Origin of the sequence: Paenibacillus larvae subsp. larvae, from assembly GCF_002003265.1 — a bacterium.
Lineage (GTDB): Bacteria > Bacillota > Bacilli > Paenibacillales > NBRC-103111 > Paenibacillus_H > Paenibacillus_H larvae.
Genome location: NZ_CP019687.1, coordinates 1,668,170 through 1,690,855, shown reverse-complemented (window position 1 = coordinate 1,690,855; position 22,686 = coordinate 1,668,170). Strand labels below are relative to the sequence as shown.

Sequence of the window (22,686 nt, the reverse complement as noted above, 5' to 3'; positions counted from 1 at the left end):
CCTTGTCATATGTACCTAAATTAAATTGGAAACTGGATGATACAGTGACTGAGAAGGATTTTAACCGGATTGAAGGCGGGATCAAAGAAACGTTAGATAAGTACAAAGATGTTGAAACTACGATTAGCGAGCTTTTTACCTCTGTCAGTAATGGGAAAGAACAAGTTGCTAAGGCCATTACTGACCAAGGAGTGCCCGCGGTAAAAGAAGACCCATTTAAAGACTTAGCAGCGAAAATTAGAAGCATTGATAACGGCAATATCCCTATATATGTACAACCTACAGAGCCGACAAACAAAACGGGGTTTTGGATACAGGATGAGCAAAATGAAATTGAACATGTTGTGTATACAGATGTTTTTTCTGAATCTGGTGAATGGACAACGGGGAAAGACATGCCAACGGCGAGAAGTGGTCTAACATCAAGCGTAGTAGGAGATAAAGTCTATGTCATAGGCGGGCATGATGGTCTTAACAGTCTAAGCAAACTAGAGATTTACGACACAACCACAAATACATGGACATCAGGCAAAGACATGCCGACGGGAAGGGATGATCTAACCTCAAGTGCTGTAGGGAATAAGATTTACGTTATAGGTGGGTATAATGGTGATAATCTAAGCAAACTAGAAATCTATGACACAACTACAAACACATGGGCAGCAGGCACAAACATGCCAACAGCAAGGAAAAAATTAACCTCAGGAGTAATAGGGGATAGAATCTATGTAATAGGTGGAAATTATGATAACGACCACAACAAACTAGAGATTTACGACACAACCACAAATACATGGACAAAGGGCGCAAACATGCCAACTGGAAGGTATGCTCTAACGTCAGGTGTGGTAGGGAATAGAATTTATGCAATAGGCGGCCATAATAGGGGTGGAGGTAATCCTAACAAACTAGAAATTTACGACGTAACCACAAACACATGGACAAAGGGCAAAGACATGCCAACGGGGAGGACTTATCTAACCTCAAGTGCGGTAGGAAATAAAATCTATGTAATAGGTGGATCTATTGTTCACAAAGAATTAGAGATTTACGACACAACCACAAATACATGGACAAAGGGCGCAAACATGCCAACTGGAAGGGGTTCTCTAACCTCAAGCGCAGTGGGGGGTAGAATCTATACAATAGGTGGTTGGGGTGGTAATAGTTATCTAAGCAAACTAGAGATCTATAGTATTACACCAGAACGGTATCCTTCTAACTCCTTGGTATTTAAAAACGGGACAGCAAAGGATGTAAATATCCCTAATAAAACAAAATTAGGCATTAAGTACAGCCAACGGATACAATTTAATTCTGCCTATTACTTTAACAAGTTGGCGGAATTGGTCTATAAGCCCATTTATTTTGGCAATGGTCAAACGTGGACAAGAATTCTGAACTAGGAGGATGTAAGCATGGAATATATCATTTGGGACAAAAAAGAAAGCATTAACGGAGTTCCTGCGAAGAAAGTATTAGAATCTAATCCGCATTGGGAGGATGCAGACCTGATTCTCATTATCGAAAACGGCAGGATCACGCGAATTGAAGACATTCAAATCATTAACGCGAACGCTGGTGGCAACCTCTTTGACAAGAACGACAGCTTAGAGGTAAAAGCCCAAAAGGTATTTGACCATATTGTAAAAGAGCGTGAGGAGCAGGAGAACTCCGAAAGCCATCCAGATTCTCCAGTGCCTGAGCAGCGAATTCGTGACCTGGAAGAAGCTCTAAACAAGCAAAAGGAAGATATGGACAAAGCCATCATGGAGCTGACGTTTGCGTTAGGAGGTGCTAAGAAAGATGTTTAATGAAGATAGTATCTGTGTGGACGTTTGGTGTAGAGCCGTAGTGACTGGAGTACATCCATATAGCGTTGTTCCGGATCTGTACAATCTGCGGGAAGAGGTCAGCAAGAAGCTTGAGAAAATGGAAGAGAAATCAGTTAGCGCCAAAAAATAAGGCGCATTTTTTATGCGAAAAAACAGGAGGGACTATGGAAGACCAAATCTTTAATACAGCGCTAAATACCGGGATATTTGGCGTTTTGTTTATCTGGCTGCTGTTTACAACGATGAAGAAAAATGAAGTGCGGGAGAAGGAGTATCAAAAGACCATTAGCGAGAACCAGGAAGTTATCCGAGAGCAAGCAAAGTCTTTTAGCCTTCTTTCAAGTGATATTGCCGAGATTAAAGGGATTCTAAAAGGAAAACCTGGGGAAGGAGAAGCCCAATGATGGAAATCAGAGAAATGCTAGTAGACCCAAGTAAATATGGCGTTAAATGCCCAAACAAGATGACACCAAAATATATTACGTTTCACAATACGGCTAATGATGCGCCTGCAGAAAATGAGATCCGTTATATGATCGGGAATAATAATGAGGTTTCGTTCCACGTTGCTGTGGACGATATGGAAGCTGTTCAGGGCATTCCTTTTGATCGAAATGCCTGGCATTGCGGTGATGGGAACGGAACAGGAAACCGTCAATCCATTGGCGTAGAAATTTGCTATTCCAAGTCCGGCGGCGGCCGATATTACAAAGCAGAAGATAATGCGGCTATTATCATTGCTCAGCTTATGAAACAGTTTTGTATTCCTATTGGAAATGTGGTTCCGCACCAGCATTGGAGTGGTAAATACTGTCCGCACAGAATGTTAGATGAGGGAAGAGTGCCAAGCTTTATAGAGCGAATTAAACAAGCATATGAAGGAGAGGAAGACGACATGAATAGAACCTTACAACTGGAAGACTGGCAGTGGAAACAGCTTTTTGACAATATGGGGTTAGCCTGGAATGCAGGGAAGTTTACTGATTGGGGTTGGATGGTTAAGATCGAAAACCACACCCTTACTGTTGATGAATTGGTATGGCTCAATAACCACATTTTGGTGAGTGGGCTTATAAGGTAGATGGTTATGAAAAACCGGATATCGTTGGAGGTGAGCCATTCGACTAAACTCGATAAGTGGATTGCAGGACGACACTATTTGAAATCCACACCAGCTGGAGCAAGGCTGCGCTTATGGATTCTGGACGATCAGGGGAATCGAATAGGGGCAATGATGTGGGGGCGACCCGTTGCAAGAAACTTGGAACAGACATCTTTGCTCGAACTCACAAGAATGTACCTCATTGATGATACGATTCCAAACGCAGAATCTAAGGCTCTCTCGCTTGCGAGGAAGTACATCCGTAAACACTTTCCTGATGTAAAGGGACTAGTCGCTTATTCGAGTACCGGGCAGGGACACGAAGGAATCATATACAAAGCTGATAATTGGTTTATGTTTGGCTTAACCAAGTCGGGTAAATGGTCAAATCGAGACGGTCGCACTGATAGAGACACGTCAGGAAAAGTACGGTGGTGCAGGTCACCATAAACGATTAGGAGGATGCAATGAAAAAGTATCGTAAAAAGCCTGTTGTAGTATCGGCAGGTCGGTGGTGGAAGGCGGGAGATGTGCCTGATGCCCAAATACGGGAACTTGATCATGACGGGGTTTGCAAAAATATTTGTAGAGTATGTGGAAATTCCATATCTATGCATGGACAATGTAAAACGTTAGAGGGGCATCACATCGTCTGCCCAGGTGATTACATCATTCGAGGCGTTAAGGGAGAGTACTATCCATGCAAGCCGGATATTTTCACTGAGACTTATGAACTTGTGGAATAAGGGGAGGACGCTATGAATATAGAAATTACAGATGCTTTACTGGTTGCTGTTATCGTGGGTTTTGTAGAAATATCGAAAAGGATGGGGTTACCCGTTCGTTTGGCTCCCGTTCTGTCCGTTATCCTGGGCATCATAGCAGGCGTTGTTTACTTCCCAGGTGATGTGAAGACGAGCGTTATGTTTGGTATTATTTCTGGTCTTACTTCATGCGGGCTATATAGTGCTGGTAAGAGTGCAGTAAAGAAAGAACAATAAACATAGTTAAACCCGCGGGCTTTGATATGCTCCCCTTTAGGTAGACAGATGAATGAAGGGGAACATATCACTTTGGCTTGCGGGTTATTTTGCGCTAAGTCTAAGCACAAGTATTTTGTTTTGGTCCACCTTTGAAAGATATCTTATGAATTCTTCATTCAGTCTTTTTTGGGATGGTGATGACTTCGATTAATTTAGATTTCATTCGAATTATTTTTTTATAGCAGAGGAATCGAATAAACTTGACCAAGAACATTTATATTATATATAATTAAACCATTCGATAAACGAGGAAGGAAATGGTGAAATCGAATGAATGCTGTTTTGAAGCAATTACCATCCCTTATTAGAGCTTCACTTGACGGTGATAAAAGAACTGTTGAATTGTCGGTTCTGTCGATCATTAGGAAGATAAAAAAAGAAAATCCACTTTTATCTTCAGAGCTGGCTGAAATTATTACAACTTATAATGCTGGAGCTCCTTTAACAAGATCAATGGGTATTGAGCCTCCTCCTGTCGATAAGGATTCTTTTATGTCTTTAGTAAAGATAAGTGACTACTCAACTTTTGATCAAACTGTTATTTTAAACGAACAGATTGATAAGTCCATTCGACGTTTTTTAAAAGAAAGAGAGCTTATGACAAAGCTAATAGCTAATGGTATTAAACCACCAAATAGTATACTGTTTTACGGGCCACCTGGAGTTGGAAAAACTTTATTGACTAAATATGTAGCACATTGTCTGTCTTTACCTTTAATTACTTTAGATTTATCATCGGCAATCTCGAGTTATTTGGGCAAAACAGGTCAAAATTTAAAAAAAATTCTAGATTACGGGAAAAATAGTCCATCTATTCTTCTCCTTGATGAATTTGATGCTGTTGCAAAAAGAAGAGATGATCCTTCTGATTTAGGGGAGTTGAAAAGAATTGTTAATGTTCTGTTGAAGGAGTTGGAGGAGTGGCCGGCACATTCCATCATTGTTGGTGCAACGAATCATCCGGAGTTCCTAGATAAAGCTATTTGGAGACGGTTTGACTTGAAAATAGAAATACCATTTCCGAATGAGGAGCAAAGGTTTCAACTATGGAAGTTTTATCTTAATAAAGAAATTGTTGAAATCGAAGATTCACTTATAAGAGCTGTTGCAAAAGTTATTCAACAAATTAGCCCTTCAGATATTAAACAAATTTGCGACCATGTGTTGCGTCAAGTTATTGTGGAAGAATCTGATCCTATAAAGTCACTCATAACACGACTTAAAGAAACACATAGTGGAGATAATTCAAGTTTTAATAAAGTTATGACAACTGCGCTCAAAGAAACATACGGGGGTAAGTTGTCCCAAGCCAAAATAGCAACTTTGTTAGGAATCAGTCCATCTACGGTCAATCATCATTTGAAGAAGTCGATTAAAAAATAATTTTGGAAAGGGGATAAACATGACCGACAAACAAAAAAGAGATTACCTACCTATTTTAGGTAATGGTGAGCAAATGATTGAACCGATTAAAAAAAAGATGAGGGGGGGTGAAAAGCCATATCCAAGAAGTTATGATGAAGCTAAAAATAGAATAAAAAGACAATTAGAAGAGATACAGGGACACATTAAAGAAATACCAGAAGAGAACAGAATGGACGAAATAGTTCTGACATTAAGGCTTAACGAAGATTTTCTAGCGAAAACATACATTCCGGACACATTTTTCAAAAAGACAAGATTTGAAAATATTGGCTCTAGACGTTGGGTTTTTGAGAAGGATTCTAAAATGAAATACAGTAAAATGCATTTTGTAAAGGTTGATCAAGAATCATTATCTTCCCTCCAGCAAATTCTTGACTCTACTGGTAATGCTTTGACTAAAAGTTTCAAAAATGATATTCGAAAAATTGAAGAGTTCTCGCTTTTAAGGAATGATGAAATAATTCAAGGTTTTGACGACGATTGGATGGAAGGAACTGTAGAGTTTGTTCTCCATCCTTATGGTCATGAGAATGAAGAGATGATTGAAAAGTTTAAACGAAATCTAATATCACTCGGGGTCAAGGGGAATACTATTAAACTTAAAACCTATGATGGTGGACCTACTTTTGTAAGTGCACTCGTCAATAGAAAGGTTATAAATAATATTGCAAACTTTAACCCATTAAGAACAGTTCATCCACTAAAAATCAATTTTTTTCCTGAATTAAGAGGATCCTTTACTGACCATAACTTACTCTTGCCTCCTTTAGGCGAAAACATTTCACAAATAAAGGTAGGAGTTTTTGATGGAGGTATCAATCCTACCCATCCTTTTTTAGCTAAGTTCAGTAAAGAGAATAAGGCAGTTAGTTCAAATGCGACAAAAGAAGGAATCAAACATGGGACAGCGGTGGCCGGGGTCGTTTTATACGGAGATTTAAATCAATATGAAGCAAATTCGCATTTAGATGACCCAGTTTTGTTTGTTGAAAGTTTTCGAGTACTGCCTTTAAGTGATCCGAAAGATTTTGATCTATACGAAGCCATTGAATTTATAGAACAAGTTGTTCCAAATAGACATGACATTGATGTTTATAATTTATCATTTGGACCAACAGGTCCAATATTTGATGATGAAATTTCAAGATTTACATATGCATTGGATACATTAGCTTGGAATTACCAGAAACTTTTTGTTGTGGCTGTTGGGAATGATGGAGAAGCACCTTCACCTTATAACAGGGTACAGGCTCCAGCAGATTTAGTTAATGGATTAGGTGTAGGGGCGTATACTTTTAATTATGATACTGCTGAACGAATCAGAGCTAGCTACAGTTGTATTGGTGATGGAAGAGAGGGATGCAAGGTAAAGCCTGACGTCTGCGCTTTTGGAGGAGATAGTCGATATCCTATTCACCTTATAAATTCTTCAGATTCTAAAGAGAAATTGCTTTCTGCTGGCACAAGTTATTCGGCTCCAATTATATCAAGTAAGGCAGCAGAAATTTTAGGAAGGTGTAGCCGATTTACACCACTAGTAGCTAGGGCATTATTAATACATACAGCTCAGAACCCGAACAGAGTAGATAATAGTATTGGTTATGGAATTATTGATCAAAGTGTTGATGAAATTTTAAAGTGTGACAAAAATCACGTAAATATTATATATACTAATTCAATGAATCCTACAGGTATGGCAAAGCTTCCGATACCGTTGCCTTTAAATAGTTCAATAACTTCTAATGTGAATTTTTCATGGACAATTGCAACTTTATCTAAGGCAAATGCTTTACATGTAGAAGATTACACTGAATCTACAATTGAGGACACCTTCTATCCACATGATAAAAAATACAATTTCACTAAAAAAGATTGTAAAATTGAAACTTTTCATATTGTTGAAGATAAAGATAAAATTCAAGAATTTTTATCTAATGGATACCAACAATCATTACTGCCTAAATCCGCTGATACCACAAAATACAAAACTGAATCAGAAAAAAGAAACGAACTAAAATGGGATACAGTGGTAAAAAGATGGAAAAACATGAGAGCATCTTCGTTGGAAAATCCATTTTTGGTTCTTCATGGAATTGGGAGAAATGGAAGTATTGACAGAATTGACTATGCTGTTATTGTTACAATCAGTATCCCTAAATACAAAGATAACCTATACGAGGAGATTTTAAATGAATTTAAAGTTTTGGAGCCAATAGAAATAAGAAGTAGAAATGAAGTCTTGACTTCAATAAGATAACATTTGAGATTGGAAGATGATTGATAAACGGTTAATCAACGAAAGCCGTTTCACATTAACAAGGTATCTAAATTGCTCCTTTACTTACAGTAGAGGACTAACAAAGGTTTCGGCTCGCTGAACCCATTAATCAGCGGCCATACGAACCAGTCACTTGGCTGGTTTTTTGTTTGCTTTTATCCTACAATAAAGCAAGGAAACATTTCCAAGTACATTGATTGATTTTAAAAATTTCACAAAAGAGGTGGAGGATCTTGGAGGCAAGTAATCGCTTTTCCAAGTTTATTCCTGATCGTCTTATTGAGGCCAGAGAAGCTAGGGGGTTTACTTTAACGGATCTAGCGAACATCGTTGAAATATCACATCAGGCAATATCTAAATATGAAAAAGAAAAAGCTACCCCGAATCATGATACACTTGAGAAGCTTTCTGATGCATTACATGTTCCTGTCACCTACTTTTATAAAAGTTATCCTAAGAAAGTTGATGGTGTCATTTATTTTAGAAGTATGGCAATGGCTACTCGAAAATCAAAGAACATCCATCTTCATAAGATTAGTTGGATTAAGGAAATTCATAAATACCTGGAACAATATTTCAATTTTCCAAAATTGAATGTTCCGCAGTTTATAACAAGACAAGAATATTACCCAACCCCTTTTGAAGAGATCGATCAGATTGCTATGGAAGTTCGCAAACTCTGGAATTTGGGGAATGGCTCAATCAGTAATGTGGTGTTGCTTTTAGAAAAAGCTGGCATCATTGTATCTCGGGCTCCTTCTTCTTCATATAAAATCGATGCTTGTTCGATTTGGGAGCCAGATGAGCGGCCATATGTTCTTTTAAGCAACGATAAAACATCTTCAAGGTCTAGATTCGATATTGCCCATGAACTTGGTCACCTCATATTGCATTCGAAATTAAAAAAAAGCGAGTTTAATAAAAAAGAAAACTACAAGCTAATAGAAAAAGAGGATCATCGATTTGCGAGCGCATTTTTATTACCTGCTCCCAGTTTCGGTAGCGAGATAGTATCAACGTCAATCGAACATTTTATCTCATTAAAAAAGCGTTGGAAAGTATCCATTCAAGCTATGGCATATAGGGCTAACTCGTTAGGTATCCTCAGTGAACATCAGCATATTTATATAAGAAAGAAATTAGCGAAAAATAATCAATTAATTAAGGAACCTTTAGATGGAGGAAATGAACTACCTTTCGAAGAGCCTTCAGCACTTAAACAAGCAATTGAAGCTTTAGTGAATCATAAAATTAAGAATATGCCCTGCTGGATATACTGGCAAGGCATATTTTCAACTTAACCACCGTACTATCCATATTATTGTACTTCCCCTATATCCCCTCTCATCTATTCCTAAGCTACAGAAGTATGAATACATCTTATGAAGTTCCATTGCAGTTTTTATTGTTCTTTGACACAAGCGATCTGGTTGCAAAAACGGGTACATTATAGCAGAATGGTTGCAAAAGCATAAAGAGGTGGGAAGGGTAAATGAGTAAGTGGTGGTAATCCATGAAAAAAATTTTTTCTTCAAGAAGATGAGTGAAAATGATACAAACAGAAGAAAGAGCAAAAACAATTCAGGAACCAACCGTCCATGATGTGGCAAAAGCATTTCTTCGCTTGGAATCAATGACTCCAAAAAAGTTGCAAAAGCTATGCTACTATGCCTACTCTTTTTATCTTGCTATTTATGAGAAAAAGTTGTTTGATGACAATTTTGAGGCTTGGGTTCATGGACCTGTGAATCCTCAACTGTATACTGAATATCGAGAATATGGTTGGCAAGAGATACCTCAGGAAATCAATTACCCAAATTCCATTATGAAAAATGAACGAGTAAGGGAAATAATTGAAGAAGTATACGAATCATACGGACATCTGGATGGTAGCCAATTAGAGTATTTAACACGTCAAGAAGATCCTTGGAAAAATGCTAGGAACCGGTTACAGCCGTATGAATCTTCAAGAAATGTTATTGATGATGAAGATATTCGTAGTTATTATGTTGGACTCTTGAGAAATTGCTAAAGAAAGATTAAAAAAACTCTTGACAAAAGCTCTTTGCAACCATCTCACCCAAAAACCCTTGTTTTTGCAACCAGTAGAAACCTTACTTAAGTACAATATGGATGGTAAAGCACCATTACAGAAAGAGCCTTTGAGGAAGTACCTCAAGGCTCTCAGACTGTCGACAGGACGGAAGTCCTGCCTGTTCTAATTTAACTATGGTTAAAACAGTTTATTTAATTTGAACGTGATTTTTATACCCTGGTTCTCAAACGTAACATGCTTTACCTTAACGAATTCCAGAAGATGGCCATTCGGTCCGATGGACATAGACGGGAGTTTAACAGAACTTAGCGGAAGATGAATGCTGCGAATTTTTGCGTCTTTAGGAATGAGTTTTAAAGTACCGTCTTGCCATTCCATTGTATACCAGATATTTATACCTGCGGGAATAGTATCTTTATAGAGCAGATTAATGTCTCCTTCCAGTTCATTTCCGTTCAGCTTGAAATCAGCCCCGGTTATTCTGACATCAGGTCTTACATTCGGAAGTTTTGCAATCTCCTTTTTTGCCAATTGGTTAATTTCATCACTTGATAATACAAGTTCTGTGTTTAAATCTTTGACCATATCTATTATTTTAGATTTCAGAAAAATGTCCTGATAACGAAGGTCCAGCTCTTTTTGGGGTTTCACGTACCAATAAATGCCTGCTCCAATAAGGATAATAAGCAAAATAAGAATCAATAAAGTCCAAAATATTTTTTTCAGCATACCGTGCATCCTTTCTTCTATGAATCTTACGAACATTCCCCTAAAGAAAAAGAGAGCCACGTTGGTAATTATTTACCTTCGTGGATCTCTTTTTATGAACATTGGAAAATGTCCATGCGCACCTTCACCTTCACAAATAGAATGGTAACATACTTTATCTCTGCTGACAAGATTTAACCTGCTTAAAGTAGGTGGGTGTAAATGGTAGAAATGAATTGTTTGTTTATAAATTTTCAATTAAAACTTAACATATGTCTTGACAAAAGCTCTTTGCAACCATCTCACCCAAAAACCCGTGTTTTTGCAACCAGGTAGTTACCAAGGAGAATCCGTTGTTTTTTATGACGGACTTTTCATGCATCAACCATACATTGTCAGCATATTATGGTATCACCACCCTTAGACTTCCCCTTTGAGTCCAGGACGGAATTCTTCGTCGTAGGGTGGTACTTCTGGCAAGCAGGAAATAGGCCGCACGGTTTTTCGCTTAACATCCGGGATTGGACACAAAAGCGATGCCGTGACGGCCTATTTTTTATTCCACAGGTTATTTGTATAAACCATACCGATTCCTCTACGGTAAGACTTTCGATTTTACCCCAGTCCAAGAATAGCCCTTTTGTCTAATAAGACACCTTTTCTGCTACCTACAAGCACCTCTTTATGATTTTGCAACCATTCTCCAATTAAGAGCTAATTTTTGCGACCAGATCGTTTGTGTTTTTAGAAACGGAAAAAAGAGCCTTGAGGTGCTTCCTCAAGACTCTTTCTACACGATTCAAATCCACGTTGCACCAGGTAGGTGCCTGCTACTGAACAAATTTATGGTATCTCTTGATCAATTCATCCGTAATTTCATAATTCATTCCTTTTACATAAACCCTTTTCCAAGGGCCTCCTACTTGATGTGTTTTTTTAACAAGTTCTCCTGCTGAATATGACTCGTATTTATCTAGGACCTTTAATATGAATCCAACCGCATAAATACCATGCTCAGAAGATGCTACTCTCATGAAAGAAGGTGTAACGGCGAATTCATCCGTATAAATACAAAAATACTCATCTTCTTTATAATCAATTTCAGAAGAACCATGAACCTTATATTTATGAAAAACCTCTTCTACCACTGGGCCGTATTCAAATGCTACAATTGGTTCTTTGAATAACTTTTTGCCTGTAGCCAGTAAAAAATCTGCATATACATAGTATAACAGCTTCTGCAATTTTAAATGTGATACTTGTACAGTGGATACTATAAATTTAGCTACATCATAGGCCTTTAATTCCTGATCTTCTGCTATAAGCCTAACAAATTTTTCTATATCAGTCGTTACAAAAACATCCTCGAAAAATGAATCTTTTTCTACGACTGATCGCCAAGTAACAGAATCTGTAGCAATTTTGTGAATGCCTAATTGAGCATCACTATATTTTTCCTCGACTCTACTCATAAATTGCTTTATCAAAGCTTTGTCAAGTTTCCCCTCTGAAGCATAATGCCAGCCGATACGCATTCCTTTTACATAGTTACTCATTATTGCTACAAAGTGAAATGCCATGTTCAAACACCTCCTTCATGTTCTTTTGAATTTTTATATGTATTAGGCCATTTTATGTACTCGCGTTTACTTTTATGTGTTTTATGTAATTGTTCATTTTCCTTCTCATGCGCTTTATTCCATATTTGAAGTTCCCAAGGAAAAGCTTGATTATTAACATAAAAATAAATATGAGTACCTCGATAACCCTCAATGGATCTATTTTCTATTTTTATTTTATGAGTCGACTTTATTTTTTGATACAAGTCATTGAATTTATTACAATTGTAGTCAAATCCGCCAATTAATATTCTGATTCCCAATAAATCATTCAAACACTTGTTTATTGGAACTTTCCCTTCCTCTTTTTTTCCTGTCTTATAAAAAATCAATTTATGCATTATTGATTCCATTTGTTTCACTCTCATGCGCAAATGCAAATCGGCATAATCATATTCCAATTCAGTTTCAACAATGAAGGCTCTAAGCATCTCATGATAATTTTGGACTAAAGAATAAAAATCCTCTTTGACAATATTAAGTCCATCTTCAAAGGTATCCCTAACCAACTGTTTCTTCATATTTATTAACCGGTTTCTACATTCTTTTAAATATTCATTTGAGAATTCTCCATGTATATCACTAATTTCAGTTATCAAGTGTATTATAGGTTTGTAATCAATGCTTATAATAGTTCCTAACCGCTGACTGAAATCCATCCTTTTTAACCACCACCAAACAATTGTTGTACTTTTGCCCGTACTCTTTTGCTGCTCTTTAGCCATCAGTTAGGACTCTAGCATAATAATTAATTAAGGTTTAAGCTATCTTCGATATCTTAAACTTATAAAACACTTCTACACGCCTCAATAGAACTCCTTCTAAATTAGCGAAATATTTAACAAAAATTTCTATGTTTTTTGAAAAATGCGCAGGCCAGAACCCACGGATTCTCTTACTGCAACCTCTTTATGTTTTTACAACTGGAGTTGAATCGAAATACAAAAAAAGCGCCAAAATTAACTTCCTAGGCGCTCGCGGCTTAATGTACAAAGAAATAGCTCCCCAAAGAGCCATTATGAAAATGTTCGATGGGAAACCAACAATTCCTATATAAAGTAGCATATCTTACGCCGCCTTACAAGTCACAGCCCTTTTCTAAAAGAGGCTCAAACAGTCCAATCAGTACCTAGATCTTATCATACAATGATATTGAGCCTAAAGGAAAGGAGTGTTATGAGTGGGCCAAGTATACGGAAATGGAGCTTCATGTGGAGGTTACGGAGGATTCACAAGTACATCAGCTATTTTAGTCTTGTTTATTCTATTGGTCATTATTTCACGTTCTATATGGTGGTAGGGATCTTTAAAGTAAAAAGATCACGAAGGCAGACGTAAAGTTGCCTTCGTGATCTTATTTTTGTGTGAAAAGCCCGAACAGTTTTTGGCATTCTGACATAGCATAATGTAATTTCTTGTTAATTATTTCAATGGGATTCATTTTGGTTAAAAAAACTTTTAGGGAGAGGATTAAGTGAAAAAACTACTACTGACATTTTTAGCGGGGTTCTTTCTTATAGGGACTTCCTTAAGCGCTGGAGCAGCAGAGCCAGGCGATGAATTACCTGCTAAAGTTATTGCTGCTGAAAGTTGGGAACCTACGCCTGGAACGCCTGAAGAGGAAATAATTTGGGAGTTTCTTCTTAACAAAGAAAAGGAACTGGATATTAGTTCTGGTGAACTTCGGAATCAACTCCGTATTATCAAGAAGGAAACTCATCCTAAAGCAGGAACGGTTCATTACAAACTGAAACAATATATACATGACATTCCCGTGTATGGCGCTGAACAAACCATTCATATAAATAAAAAAGGGAAAATCACCTGTTTACTTGGTAATCTGCTCCCAAGCCAACATCAAAGCTTTTTGCCAGTAGAGGCTAAGCCCCAAATAAGTCCAACTGATGCTATTCAAGTCGCACAAAAAGACGCTGAAAACCAAATCGGAAATATTGGCAAACCTGCAACGGATCCCAAAGCTGATATCTATGTATATTTGCATCAAGGCAAGGCGTGGTTAGTCTATATGACAGAAATGAATACAATTGATCCCAAACCTTTTCGTACACGTTATTTTATCAATGCAAAGGATGGTAGTATCGTGAACAAATATAGCCTACTAGAACAGGCTACAGGAACAGGAACGGGTGTTTTGGGCGACACAAAAACATTTGAAACCAAACAAGTTGGAGCTCAGTTTCAACTCTATGATACGACGCGTGGTAACGGTATAAAAACATACACAGCACTTAACTCATATTTCCTTCCGGGATTTCTTGTAACCAGTAGAAACAATAATAATTGGACAGATGCAGCTGCTGTGGACGCTCATGCCTATGCTGAAAAGGTTTATGATTTCTACAAACACAAATTTAACAGAGATAGCCTAGATGGCGAAGGAATGCAGATTAAATCAACAGTTCATTTAGGCTTGAATTACAATAATGCTTTTTGGAATGGGGAACAAATTGCTTATGGAGATGGTGATGGAGTTAACTTTCGGGCATTCTCTTCAGATTTAGGTGTAATTGGTCATGAATTAACTCATGGCGTTACCCAGTATACGGCAAATTTAGAATATCGAAATGAACCTGGGGCGCTTAATGAATCTATATCCGATATTATGGGCAACTCTATCAAAAACAAAGGATGGCTAATAGGAGAAGATGTGTCGGTAAAAGGAGAAGCTTTTCGTTCCATGCAAGACCCAACACGTTATGATCAACCGGATTCGTACGAGGATCTGTACACAGGTCCATTTGATAATGGAGGAGTCCATATCAACAGTGGAATTAATAACAAAGCCTTCTATTTGCTCGCAGAAGGAGGAACTCATAGAGGGGTAATAGTGTCTGGCATAGGTAGGGATGAAGCAGTCGAAATATATTACCATGCACTTACTCATTATTTGACACCATATGCTAATTTCTCAACTATGAGGGTTGCAGCTATACAAGCAGCAAAAGATTTATTTGGAGATAATTCAAATGAGGCTAAATCAGTAAATAAAGCCTATGATGCTGTTGGGGTTCAGTAATTGCGAAAAATTCTAATAATAAAAGATCACGATGGAGTAATTTTGCCAACGTGATCTTTTTCATGGATGATATTGGGCCCCAACTTACCGGAAGCCATCGAGAAAAAATGCTCAGAAGTTGGTGGGAAAACCAACGATTCCAATAAAAACATAGCATAACCCCATTCCACTTTACAAGTGGAAAATATATCCTAAAACTGAATGCTAAGATGAAATGGATAAATGTCCTTAAGGAGATGGAATAAAAAGGTGATAACCTTGAAGATTTCTTTCGGCTTTATACATAATTTGGAAAAAGCAGAAACTAGAAGTTTCAACATTTATCTGTTTTGTTCTCGTTTTGGTATAAATTGATTGTTGTATCAATAATTGAACCACTTTTATAATGGATATATATAGAAAAGAAAGGGAGTGATGCATGATGGATTGTGAAGTTATTCACCTAGTACATAAGTTTGAGTGAATGATTTGAAAGCGGTGTTCTAACCATTAATTTAACTAGAAGTGGGGGAAGTAATGAACGTGGCATCAACAAATATAACAATAGGGAGGGACATTACTTATCTTAGAACCAATTGCAGGTATTTTGTAAACGATTTATTTAAAGGTTATCCGTTCAGAACTTCCTAGAGCGAGTTCACAATATCATGAAACTAAAATAAACAAGAGGTGAGTCAGATTAAAAAGCAAGTTGACTTATCAAAATTGTATTTAGAGATCGGTAAAGATGCCAATAAGGGGAGTTGTCCAACTATGGTAAAGGAAATTTTAGAACCGTCAATTCAATCTCGCATTTATCAGTTGCGTGATGAATATGAAAAGAATAACCAGTCTGTTCTAAGATTTGAAAAAAAGGTTCAAAGACCTTATGAAGTATATCCCTGACAATGAAATAGATAATTATTTTGAACTTGAAGAGATGTTTCACGTCAAGTCTAAAGCGATTGAATTAGCTTACAGAGCAGCAGTGGATGAAATTTTAACGCTCAAGTAAATTGAAACGGAGCAACCCGCTTATATGAGGTTGCTCCGTTGTATTAATGTTTGAGATATATAGTTTCGACTCTCATTGAGGGCGAATTGGGGACGAATTGGGGACGAAATGTACTCGGAATCACCATAATTCACTCGGATACGAACAGACGCGAACAAGAAAAACCCTTATAAATCAAGGGTTTTAAAGATGTAGATAGTTATATTAGGGGCTCGGGTTCACCCTAATCGGGGGGACGGAAGGGATATCGATTCCTATAGACCGGAACACTTTTCTTCAGATCCTGTATCCTCCTGCCCGGGAAAATAAGCCGCCGGCTGAAGATGAAGAAATTCCGCTTGAAAAGGATCAAAACGCAAAATCAGTTGTCTTTTTGCTCTATCTGGAGGGAACGAAATGGTTATTCACCGGAGACATGGGGAAAGAGGAGGAAAGGGAATTGCTGCAACAGCCCGAGCTGCTCCCTGAGAAAGAGGTGGACGTACTCAAAGTAGCCCATCATGGCAGTAAAACCTCGACCTCACCAGAATGGCTGGATTATTGGAAACCCAAACTTGCCTTGATTTCCGCAGGCGTAAATAACCGGTACGGACACCCTTCACCGGATATTCTGGAAAGGTTGGAACAGAGACAAATACCGGTTCTGCGCACGGATCTGCTTGGGGAAGTAGAGGTGCAAGTAAAGAATGGGAATATAAGCTATAGAAACAAAATGTAAGCGAAAGAGGAAATGAAATATAAGTATTTATATTCACTTTATATGGGTTTTATAGTAATATGTAGTCAACATTATGCTAAATTTGGTGGAAGTTGGTATGGCGGAGTTTACCCTCCCTTTTACGTTGCCACTCTGAATGTAGGAGAAGGAATAACTAAATATGACTATATTGGGTCTAATAAATCACATACATGGTATCATTTTTACTCCTCATCAGGAACAAAATACCCTGCTTTATATGTTGGTTCCGGTGGTTATTCAACTACTGCCGGTGCAGTAGTAACAGTAAGATAGAAACGAAGATAGGAGACGTTGGTCTCCTATTTTATATTCCAGAATCCATTTCATAAACCAACTGGTGAGCGTTTAATTTCTCTAATTACATTTTCATATCGGAGTGCATATTCATGTTCAAGTTTCTGTTCTTGTTGCATCGTAAAGGGAAATGGAATTTTTTCATATCTGTTTTGCTTTTAGGCTGTTTATTCGGCTCCATCCCGTTTGCATATAATAGTCTGCATTCCAGCAAAGTTGCTCTAAGCGAGTCTATTCATAAATATAGCCGCGGAAGCTATGACATTCTGGTCAGGCATCCGGAAGCACGTTCAGATATTGAACAGAAAAAAGGGATAGTAGAAGAAAATTATTTAACAGGAGGAATAGGGGGAATTAGTTTAGCCCAGTACAAAAAAATAACTGATATTCCCGATGTGGAAGTGGCTGCACCTGTATCCGTGTTAGGCTTTTTTACCAACGATTCCGGAGGGATAAAGGTTGAGCTGCCAAGTGTGAAAGAAAACACCTGGGTTACTTCCATAAAAATATCAAATGAAACGGGACTTCCGGATTCATATAAACAGGTTTTGGATACACATGTAGTGAATATTCCTTTAAGTGATCCTCCAATCATGCCTAACAGGTCGATGGGTTTTATGGAAGAGGACGGAAAAAAGTTCATTAATTTCACCCTGCCAACAAACTACAATCTACTCGTAGCAGTAGACCCTGAACAAGAAGATAAGCTAACCGCCCAAAAAATGAATATTACAGATAGATTGGGAACTGAAAAATCAACTAAACTTCCCCCGTCTATCCCTCTTCTAATTAATGAAGATAGTGATGTTTCGATGCAGGCATTATTCGAAGTTAGAAAATCAACTAAATCCGAGGAGGAGTGGAAACAACAATTTAGGCAGATGAAAGACCTGTCTGAAGTAAATAAGTTTTTAGAGCATGACTTAAAAAATCCGCCAATATTGAAAGAAAAGTTTGATTTGTCTAAAGAGTTACAGCCTTTTCGCATAAGTCGCCTTGACCTTGATCAAAAAGGCAACTTGCAAAAAACTTTCGGGGGCATCAATTCCTCTTTAGATACATCGGTTTACTATTTAACAGACCGTCTGAACTATGAAGAAGCCGGTAAAGGTGAAAATTACGACTTCCTATTAAAACCGAAGGATGGAAAATACAGACCTCTTATCAAAAAAGAGATGGCCGTCCGGGGTGGCTTGCCTGAAGAGAGAAGTTTTGATTATCAAATCACAGGCACGTATAGCGGAAAGAGTATAGGCAATTCCGACCTGGACCCGAGCCCGCTGGGGATATATTCCTTTTCCCCGGTCTATCTTGTACTTGATCAAGACGGCAACAAACAAAATATTGAACTGAAAAAAGATCTGACCCCGGATACTTTCCTGCCCATCCAAGCAAGCGCGATAACAAATTTATCAAATATAGAGCTATTAAAAGGCGAGACACCTATTGACGCTATACGTGTTCGGGTAAAAGATATCGGTGGATATGATTCTCAAACAGAAGCAAAAATAAAAAAAGTCGCCAAAAGCATTTATGAACTTACAGGACTTCATACAGATATTGTGGCCGGTGCCTCAAAAAAACAGATGCATGTAAAAATACCGGAAACGAGCGACTTTCCAAACGTAGGCATTGTCAAAGAAATATGGACTACTTTAGGCGTTGCGGCCTCCATAACAAAGTCGATGGATTATGTCTCCTTATTTATTATGCTTAGCTTATTTTTGCTTACGGCTGTCTTTGCAGTGGTACATACACGGAGCTTGTTGACGGTAAGGAGAAAGGAATATTCTGTATTGCTGGGAATTGGATGGACAATGAGAGATTTGAAGAAGATGCTGGCTCTAGAATGGGGGATAAAACTGGTCGGCGGTTTAAGCTTATCTGTTTTAGTTCTGATTTTTTTGCATCAGTCCGTAAGTATTGCTTGGGAAAGCGTACTATATATCCAATTCATTATCGTTATATGGATTTTTGCTTCCATCTGGTACCAACTATTTAAAATCAACAAGCAAGATGTACAAGTTGGAGTTGAGAAGGAATGGAAAAAGAAACACGTTGCCCTTTCTTCCGTTTTTGGGCTTGCATGGGGGAATTTTAAATCACAACTGGCGTATACGGGGTACATTGTGCTTTCATTAGCTGCTTCTTTAGGTACGATTCTGTTTTTACTCAATATGCTTTTTGGTACAAGAAAAAATGTTCAAACGACTTTTTTAGGTGAAGCGGTCAACTTAAATATGTTTGGTTTTCATCTGTTTATCCTGGTCGCTTTAGTTGTTTTAATTTTATTCAACTTATTTGAACATGCAGCAGGTTTAATTGGCAAAAGAAAAAATGAAATTGTTATTTTGAATCGGGTTGGTTGGACCAACCGGTCGATCAGAAAGTTGTTATTCATAGAGTTTTCTCTTACCTATTTCCTTGGCTTTTCCATTTCGCTTTTTTTGGGTTTGGGTGTTTTCCGTATTTTTTATACTGATTTTCCTATTCCTATTTACGCCCAAATCCTTTGCATGGCCATATTCATGTCCATTTTTCTTCTTATAGGATTTTATTATCTGTTATTGAAAATCAATAAGCTGAACAGACATATATAGCGGAGGATGTTATGACGAATGAACATATTGTTTCCATGCATAAACTTTTCAAATCATATTCTTTAGCTAAACAACAAGTAGAGGTGCTTAAAGACATCTCGTTATTGATAACTCGAAATACTATGGTTTCCATTATGGGTCCTTCCGGATCGGGGAAAACAACACTGCTTTCAATTATGGGTCTTCAAACCAGCCCTTCTGAAGGGGATATTTATATAGATGGGGAACTAATATCGGATTCTAATAGGCAAACCATACGACAAAAGTATATAGGCTTTTCTTTTCAATCTCCGCATTTATTACCACAGTTATCGGCACTACACAATGTATGTTTGCCGTTGGTTCCTCTAAAAACAACATTCTCTAAAGAAAAACGTGCAGCTGAAATGTTGGATAAAGTAGGATTATCCCATAGAATTCACCATCTGCCTTCGGAACTTTCAGGTGGAGAACAACAAAGGGTAGCGGTTGCACGGGCACTTATCCATTCACCTCAATTATTAATCTGCGATGAACCAACAGGAAATCTGGACAGTACCACCAGAGACTCGGTCATACATTTATTAACGGAAATAAAAAATGAGGGGATGACGATTGTCTTATCTACACATGATCCTGAAGTGGCAGATCAATGTGATCTCTGTTTTAACATGAAAGACGGCAACATTCAGACTGTACAACCATAAACGGCTCTCTTTAAACGTTCTCACATATGTAGAATAATTCTCGCCCGTAAAACCGTAACCCAAGAGATGGATACTTGAAAAAGTGTCCTCCCTTGGGTTCTTTATGTTTTAGCTCTCTATTAATCTGTCAGGATTGCGGCAATAAGTCAGATTAAAAAAATGGAGTCTAACTTCTTTGGGTCTTTAGTAGGTGTGTAAGTCTTTAAACATTTGCCGACAATTTCCGATATTAATAGAGAACCTGAATTAAAAAAAGATGACAAAAACCGAAGAAATACGACAAAAAAATACTAAATTTATGGTATGATAGATTCCGCTATAGGGAATTTTTCATATATCCATGAAAGAAAGTTAACTCTTTCGGCCCAGTTGTTTGACAAATTACCTAACTTCCTGACAGTTATCTTTTTTACCGGGTATATCCAAAGTCGGAAAACCAAGATTTTTTTTCTTCATATTAATAGATGGTTGCAACCTTCAATGCTTAACAAGCGTCTGTAAAGGTGCAGGAGAGGGGGAGCAGCGTGGTACCGCCTGAAGTCATAAGAGAAGCCCAATCCGGCAATCAGGAAGCACTCGTTAGCCTGCTGCGAGAGATTGAAACCTATGTTTATCGTACAGCCTACTATTTGCTTGGCAATGAACAGGATGCACTGGATGCTTCTCAAGAAGTGCTCATCCGTATTTATTCGAAAATCGGTTCTTATGAGGAAAAAGCCCAGTTTAAGACGTGGGTTCAACGTATCGTTACGAATATTTGTATTGATAAGTTCAGAAAGGCCAAGCCTACTGTATCCATTGAAGAGCATGATCTTCATTTTATGTGCGACAGGAATGTAGAAGATGAAGTAATGAATGCTTACCTTATAGAAGACATAAGAAAGCTATACATAAATTGCCGGATCATCATCGTTCTGTGGTAGTACTGCGGTATTTAAACGGTTTTTCCTATCATGAAATAGCAAATCGTCTCGGATTGCCTTTAAATACGGTCAAATCCTATCTCTTCCGCTCCAGACAACAATTGCAGGTTTTCCTGCAAGATTATCAGAGGGGAGGCATCCAGGATGAGGTGTAATGAGGCTGTATCTTTCATGCAGGAAGATTTGGATCATCATTTGAGCCCGGTTCAGCGGGAAAAGCTCCTCCTGCATATCGAGCAGTGTTCTTCCTGTATGGAGTTATATTGGCGTTTAAAACTGCTTGAGAAGGACATCGCACCTTTGCCACAAATCAAACCGCCTTACAGCCTGGTTGATCGGGTTCTTCCGAAACTGCCTTTTCCTGATTCAACAGGTTCCAGAGCAGCTATTGTTAGGCCCCTTCAAAAAAGCTCCAAACAATTAGACAGACAATTCCGTTTTTGTAAGCGAAGATTCCGTCGTTACGGTCTGGGGATCGTGGCAACGGTATTTGGTTTTTGTATGGTTTCGCTTGGTTTTACTGTATCTTCCTTGCAGACCGAGGGCGCTGTGGATGCAGGAGAGATATTTATAACAGCCGAGCAAAGTGAAACTGAACCGGTACAACCGCCTTCTGAGCAGAACATGCTTATGGAAGAAAAACCATCCAGTCAGCAGAAAGTGGAACCTGTTCACGTTGAGCCTGTGAAAGCGGAGAAGAAGGATGATGGACCTAATGTGAAGGGGAGGTCCAACAGAGTCCCAAAGAAACTGTTTCCAAGCCAAACCGGGAAAAACCATCATCCCAACCTGCTGCGAAACCGTCAAAGCCTAAAGAGGACCCCGCACCGGATAAAACTGAGCCTGAGACCCCTCCGGTTCAGCCCCAACCTGACAAAGACGAGGTCAATAAGCAAATTGTAGGCAAATTTCAGGAGATAAACCAGAATCAGTTGAAAACCGGGGACGGTCAACTGATTGCATCTAACGAGAATCAAAAAGTTATAATCCGCAATGCCGACAAGACGATTGTTTATTCTTCTTCCTTTCAATGGAAACAAGATGATGTAGTGCTACTGGTCGGATGGAATGGCAACAACAGCTTCACTTATGAAGTGGCAAGCGGTAACCTAACTCAAAAGTTTGTGATTCAAATCCAAGATAAAGTAGAACAACCGGTAAATTCATAAAGATGAACCATTTCAGAGTTTTTGCGTATACTGTATGGTAAGAAAGGAACTGAGTTGGACACTCACCGGCGTTTTGGTTTCTAGAGCCAAGCCGCTGGTGTTCAAATAAATGCTGTTCCGCCTTCGTACGGGCAAAAGCTCGAGGTTTTTCCATAAGATAAGATGGCTGATTCCTGCC

Annotated in this window: 21 protein-coding genes and 2 pseudogenes; 20 read left to right on the top strand and 3 right to left on the bottom strand. The window is 38.2% G+C overall.

Annotated elements, in window-relative coordinates:
- The first annotated feature begins 2 nt into the window (after window positions 1-2).
- The 12 genes and pseudogenes from BXP28_RS08685 to BXP28_RS08635 all read left to right on the top strand — a co-directional run bounded on the left by BXP28_RS08685 (window position 3) and on the right by BXP28_RS08635 (window position 9,715).
- Window positions 3-1,406, top strand: coding sequence for a Kelch repeat-containing protein (locus BXP28_RS08685; RefSeq protein WP_024094418.1), 1,404 nt, complete (start codon window positions 3-5; stop codon window positions 1,404-1,406).
- 12 nt (window positions 1,407-1,418) lie between these two features.
- Window positions 1,419-1,814 carry a hypothetical protein gene (locus BXP28_RS08680; protein WP_024094417.1) on the top strand — a complete coding sequence of 132 codons (396 nt, stop codon included), beginning with the start codon at window positions 1,419-1,421 and terminating at the stop codon, window positions 1,812-1,814.
- Complete coding sequence (locus tag BXP28_RS22645) at window positions 1,807-1,965, top strand: hypothetical protein (protein WP_155116215.1); 159 nt, start codon at window positions 1,807-1,809, stop codon at window positions 1,963-1,965. Before BXP28_RS08680 ends, BXP28_RS22645 begins: the two co-directional genes overlap by 8 nt.
- 34 nt (window positions 1,966-1,999) lie before the next feature.
- On the top strand, window positions 2,000-2,239 hold the full coding sequence (locus BXP28_RS08675; RefSeq protein ID WP_036656495.1) for a BhlA/UviB family holin-like peptide: 240 nt from the start codon (window positions 2,000-2,002) through the stop codon (window positions 2,237-2,239).
- Window positions 2,239-2,736, top strand: a pseudogene (locus BXP28_RS08670) (peptidoglycan recognition protein family protein); the annotation flags it as partial. The gene BXP28_RS08675 and the pseudogene BXP28_RS08670, both read left to right, overlap by 1 nt.
- A 186-nt stretch (window positions 2,737-2,922) precedes the next feature.
- Window positions 2,923-3,387, top strand: a complete 465-nt coding sequence (locus tag BXP28_RS08665; protein WP_024094413.1) for a Mom family adenine methylcarbamoylation protein — start codon at window positions 2,923-2,925, stop codon at window positions 3,385-3,387.
- A 17-nt stretch (window positions 3,388-3,404) separates the two neighbouring features.
- Window positions 3,405-3,683: a hypothetical protein gene (locus tag BXP28_RS08660; protein WP_024094412.1), complete on the top strand. Its 279-nt coding sequence runs from the start codon at window positions 3,405-3,407 to the stop codon at window positions 3,681-3,683.
- A gap of 12 nt (window positions 3,684-3,695) precedes the next feature.
- Window positions 3,696-3,938, top strand: coding sequence for a hypothetical protein (locus tag BXP28_RS08655; RefSeq protein ID WP_036656497.1), 243 nt, complete (start codon window positions 3,696-3,698; stop codon window positions 3,936-3,938).
- Window positions 3,939-4,250: 312 nt separating this feature from the next.
- The gene (locus BXP28_RS08650) at window positions 4,251-5,363 is read left to right on the top strand and encodes an AAA family ATPase (RefSeq protein WP_023484264.1); all 1,113 of its coding nucleotides are present in this window, start codon (window positions 4,251-4,253) and stop codon (window positions 5,361-5,363) included.
- Window positions 5,364-5,382: 19 nt separating this feature from the next.
- Window positions 5,383-7,662 carry a S8 family peptidase gene (locus BXP28_RS08645; protein ID WP_023484263.1) on the top strand — a complete coding sequence of 760 codons (2,280 nt, stop codon included), beginning with the start codon at window positions 5,383-5,385 and terminating at the stop codon, window positions 7,660-7,662.
- A gap of 254 nt (window positions 7,663-7,916) precedes the next feature.
- Window positions 7,917-8,984 (top strand): helix-turn-helix domain-containing protein, encoded by a 1,068-nt coding sequence (locus tag BXP28_RS08640; RefSeq protein WP_051428031.1) that lies wholly within the window; start codon window positions 7,917-7,919, stop codon window positions 8,982-8,984.
- Between the two features lie 248 nt (window positions 8,985-9,232).
- Complete coding sequence (locus tag BXP28_RS08635; RefSeq protein ID WP_024094407.1) at window positions 9,233-9,715, top strand: Panacea domain-containing protein; 483 nt, start codon at window positions 9,233-9,235, stop codon at window positions 9,713-9,715.
- Between the two features lie 201 nt (window positions 9,716-9,916).
- Here the strand turns inward: BXP28_RS08635 and BXP28_RS08630 are convergent, their stop codons facing one another.
- From BXP28_RS08630 to BXP28_RS08620, 3 genes are all read right to left on the bottom strand, one after another.
- Window positions 9,917-10,468, bottom strand: a complete 552-nt coding sequence (locus BXP28_RS08630; protein ID WP_024094406.1) for a hypothetical protein — start codon at window positions 10,466-10,468, stop codon at window positions 9,917-9,919.
- 809 nt (window positions 10,469-11,277) lie between these two features.
- On the bottom strand, window positions 11,278-12,027 hold the full coding sequence (locus BXP28_RS08625) for a Panacea domain-containing protein (protein ID WP_023483534.1): 750 nt from the start codon (window positions 12,025-12,027) through the stop codon (window positions 11,278-11,280).
- Between the two features lie 2 nt (window positions 12,028-12,029).
- On the bottom strand, window positions 12,030-12,791 hold the full coding sequence (locus tag BXP28_RS08620; RefSeq protein ID WP_023483533.1) for a RelA/SpoT-related domain-containing protein: 762 nt from the start codon (window positions 12,789-12,791) through the stop codon (window positions 12,030-12,032).
- Between the two features lie 749 nt (window positions 12,792-13,540).
- On the opposite strand from BXP28_RS08620, the gene BXP28_RS08610 reads away from it, so the two are divergent.
- From BXP28_RS08610 to BXP28_RS08580, 8 genes and pseudogenes are all read left to right on the top strand, one after another.
- Window positions 13,541-15,103 (top strand): M4 family metallopeptidase, encoded by a 1,563-nt coding sequence (locus tag BXP28_RS08610; RefSeq protein ID WP_077585009.1) that lies wholly within the window; start codon window positions 13,541-13,543, stop codon window positions 15,101-15,103.
- Between the two features lie 1,367 nt (window positions 15,104-16,470).
- Entirely contained in the window at window positions 16,471-16,815 is a 345-nt protein-coding gene (locus BXP28_RS08605) for a ComEC/Rec2 family competence protein (RefSeq protein ID WP_023483628.1), read from the top strand.
- Window positions 16,816-16,827: 12 nt separating this feature from the next.
- Complete coding sequence (locus BXP28_RS22640; protein ID WP_144029639.1) at window positions 16,828-17,109, top strand: hypothetical protein; 282 nt, start codon at window positions 16,828-16,830, stop codon at window positions 17,107-17,109.
- 113 nt (window positions 17,110-17,222) lie between these two features.
- Window positions 17,223-19,730, top strand: a complete 2,508-nt coding sequence (locus BXP28_RS08600; protein ID WP_023483629.1) for an FtsX-like permease family protein — start codon at window positions 17,223-17,225, stop codon at window positions 19,728-19,730.
- 11 nt (window positions 19,731-19,741) lie between these two features.
- Window positions 19,742-20,416, top strand: a complete 675-nt coding sequence (locus BXP28_RS08595; protein ID WP_024094571.1) for an ABC transporter ATP-binding protein — start codon at window positions 19,742-19,744, stop codon at window positions 20,414-20,416.
- Window positions 20,417-20,940: 524 nt separating this feature from the next.
- A pseudogene (locus BXP28_RS08590) lies at window positions 20,941-21,494 on the top strand (RNA polymerase sigma factor).
- A complete protein-coding gene (locus BXP28_RS08585; protein ID WP_036656505.1) occupies window positions 21,484-22,242 on the top strand; it encodes an anti-sigma factor family protein in 759 nt (252 codons plus the stop codon). Before BXP28_RS08590 ends, BXP28_RS08585 begins: the two are co-directional and overlap by 11 nt.
- Window positions 22,243-22,271: 29 nt before the next feature.
- Window positions 22,272-22,508 (top strand): hypothetical protein, encoded by a 237-nt coding sequence (locus BXP28_RS08580; protein WP_036656506.1) that lies wholly within the window; start codon window positions 22,272-22,274, stop codon window positions 22,506-22,508.
- Window positions 22,509-22,686: the final 178 nt, after the last annotated feature.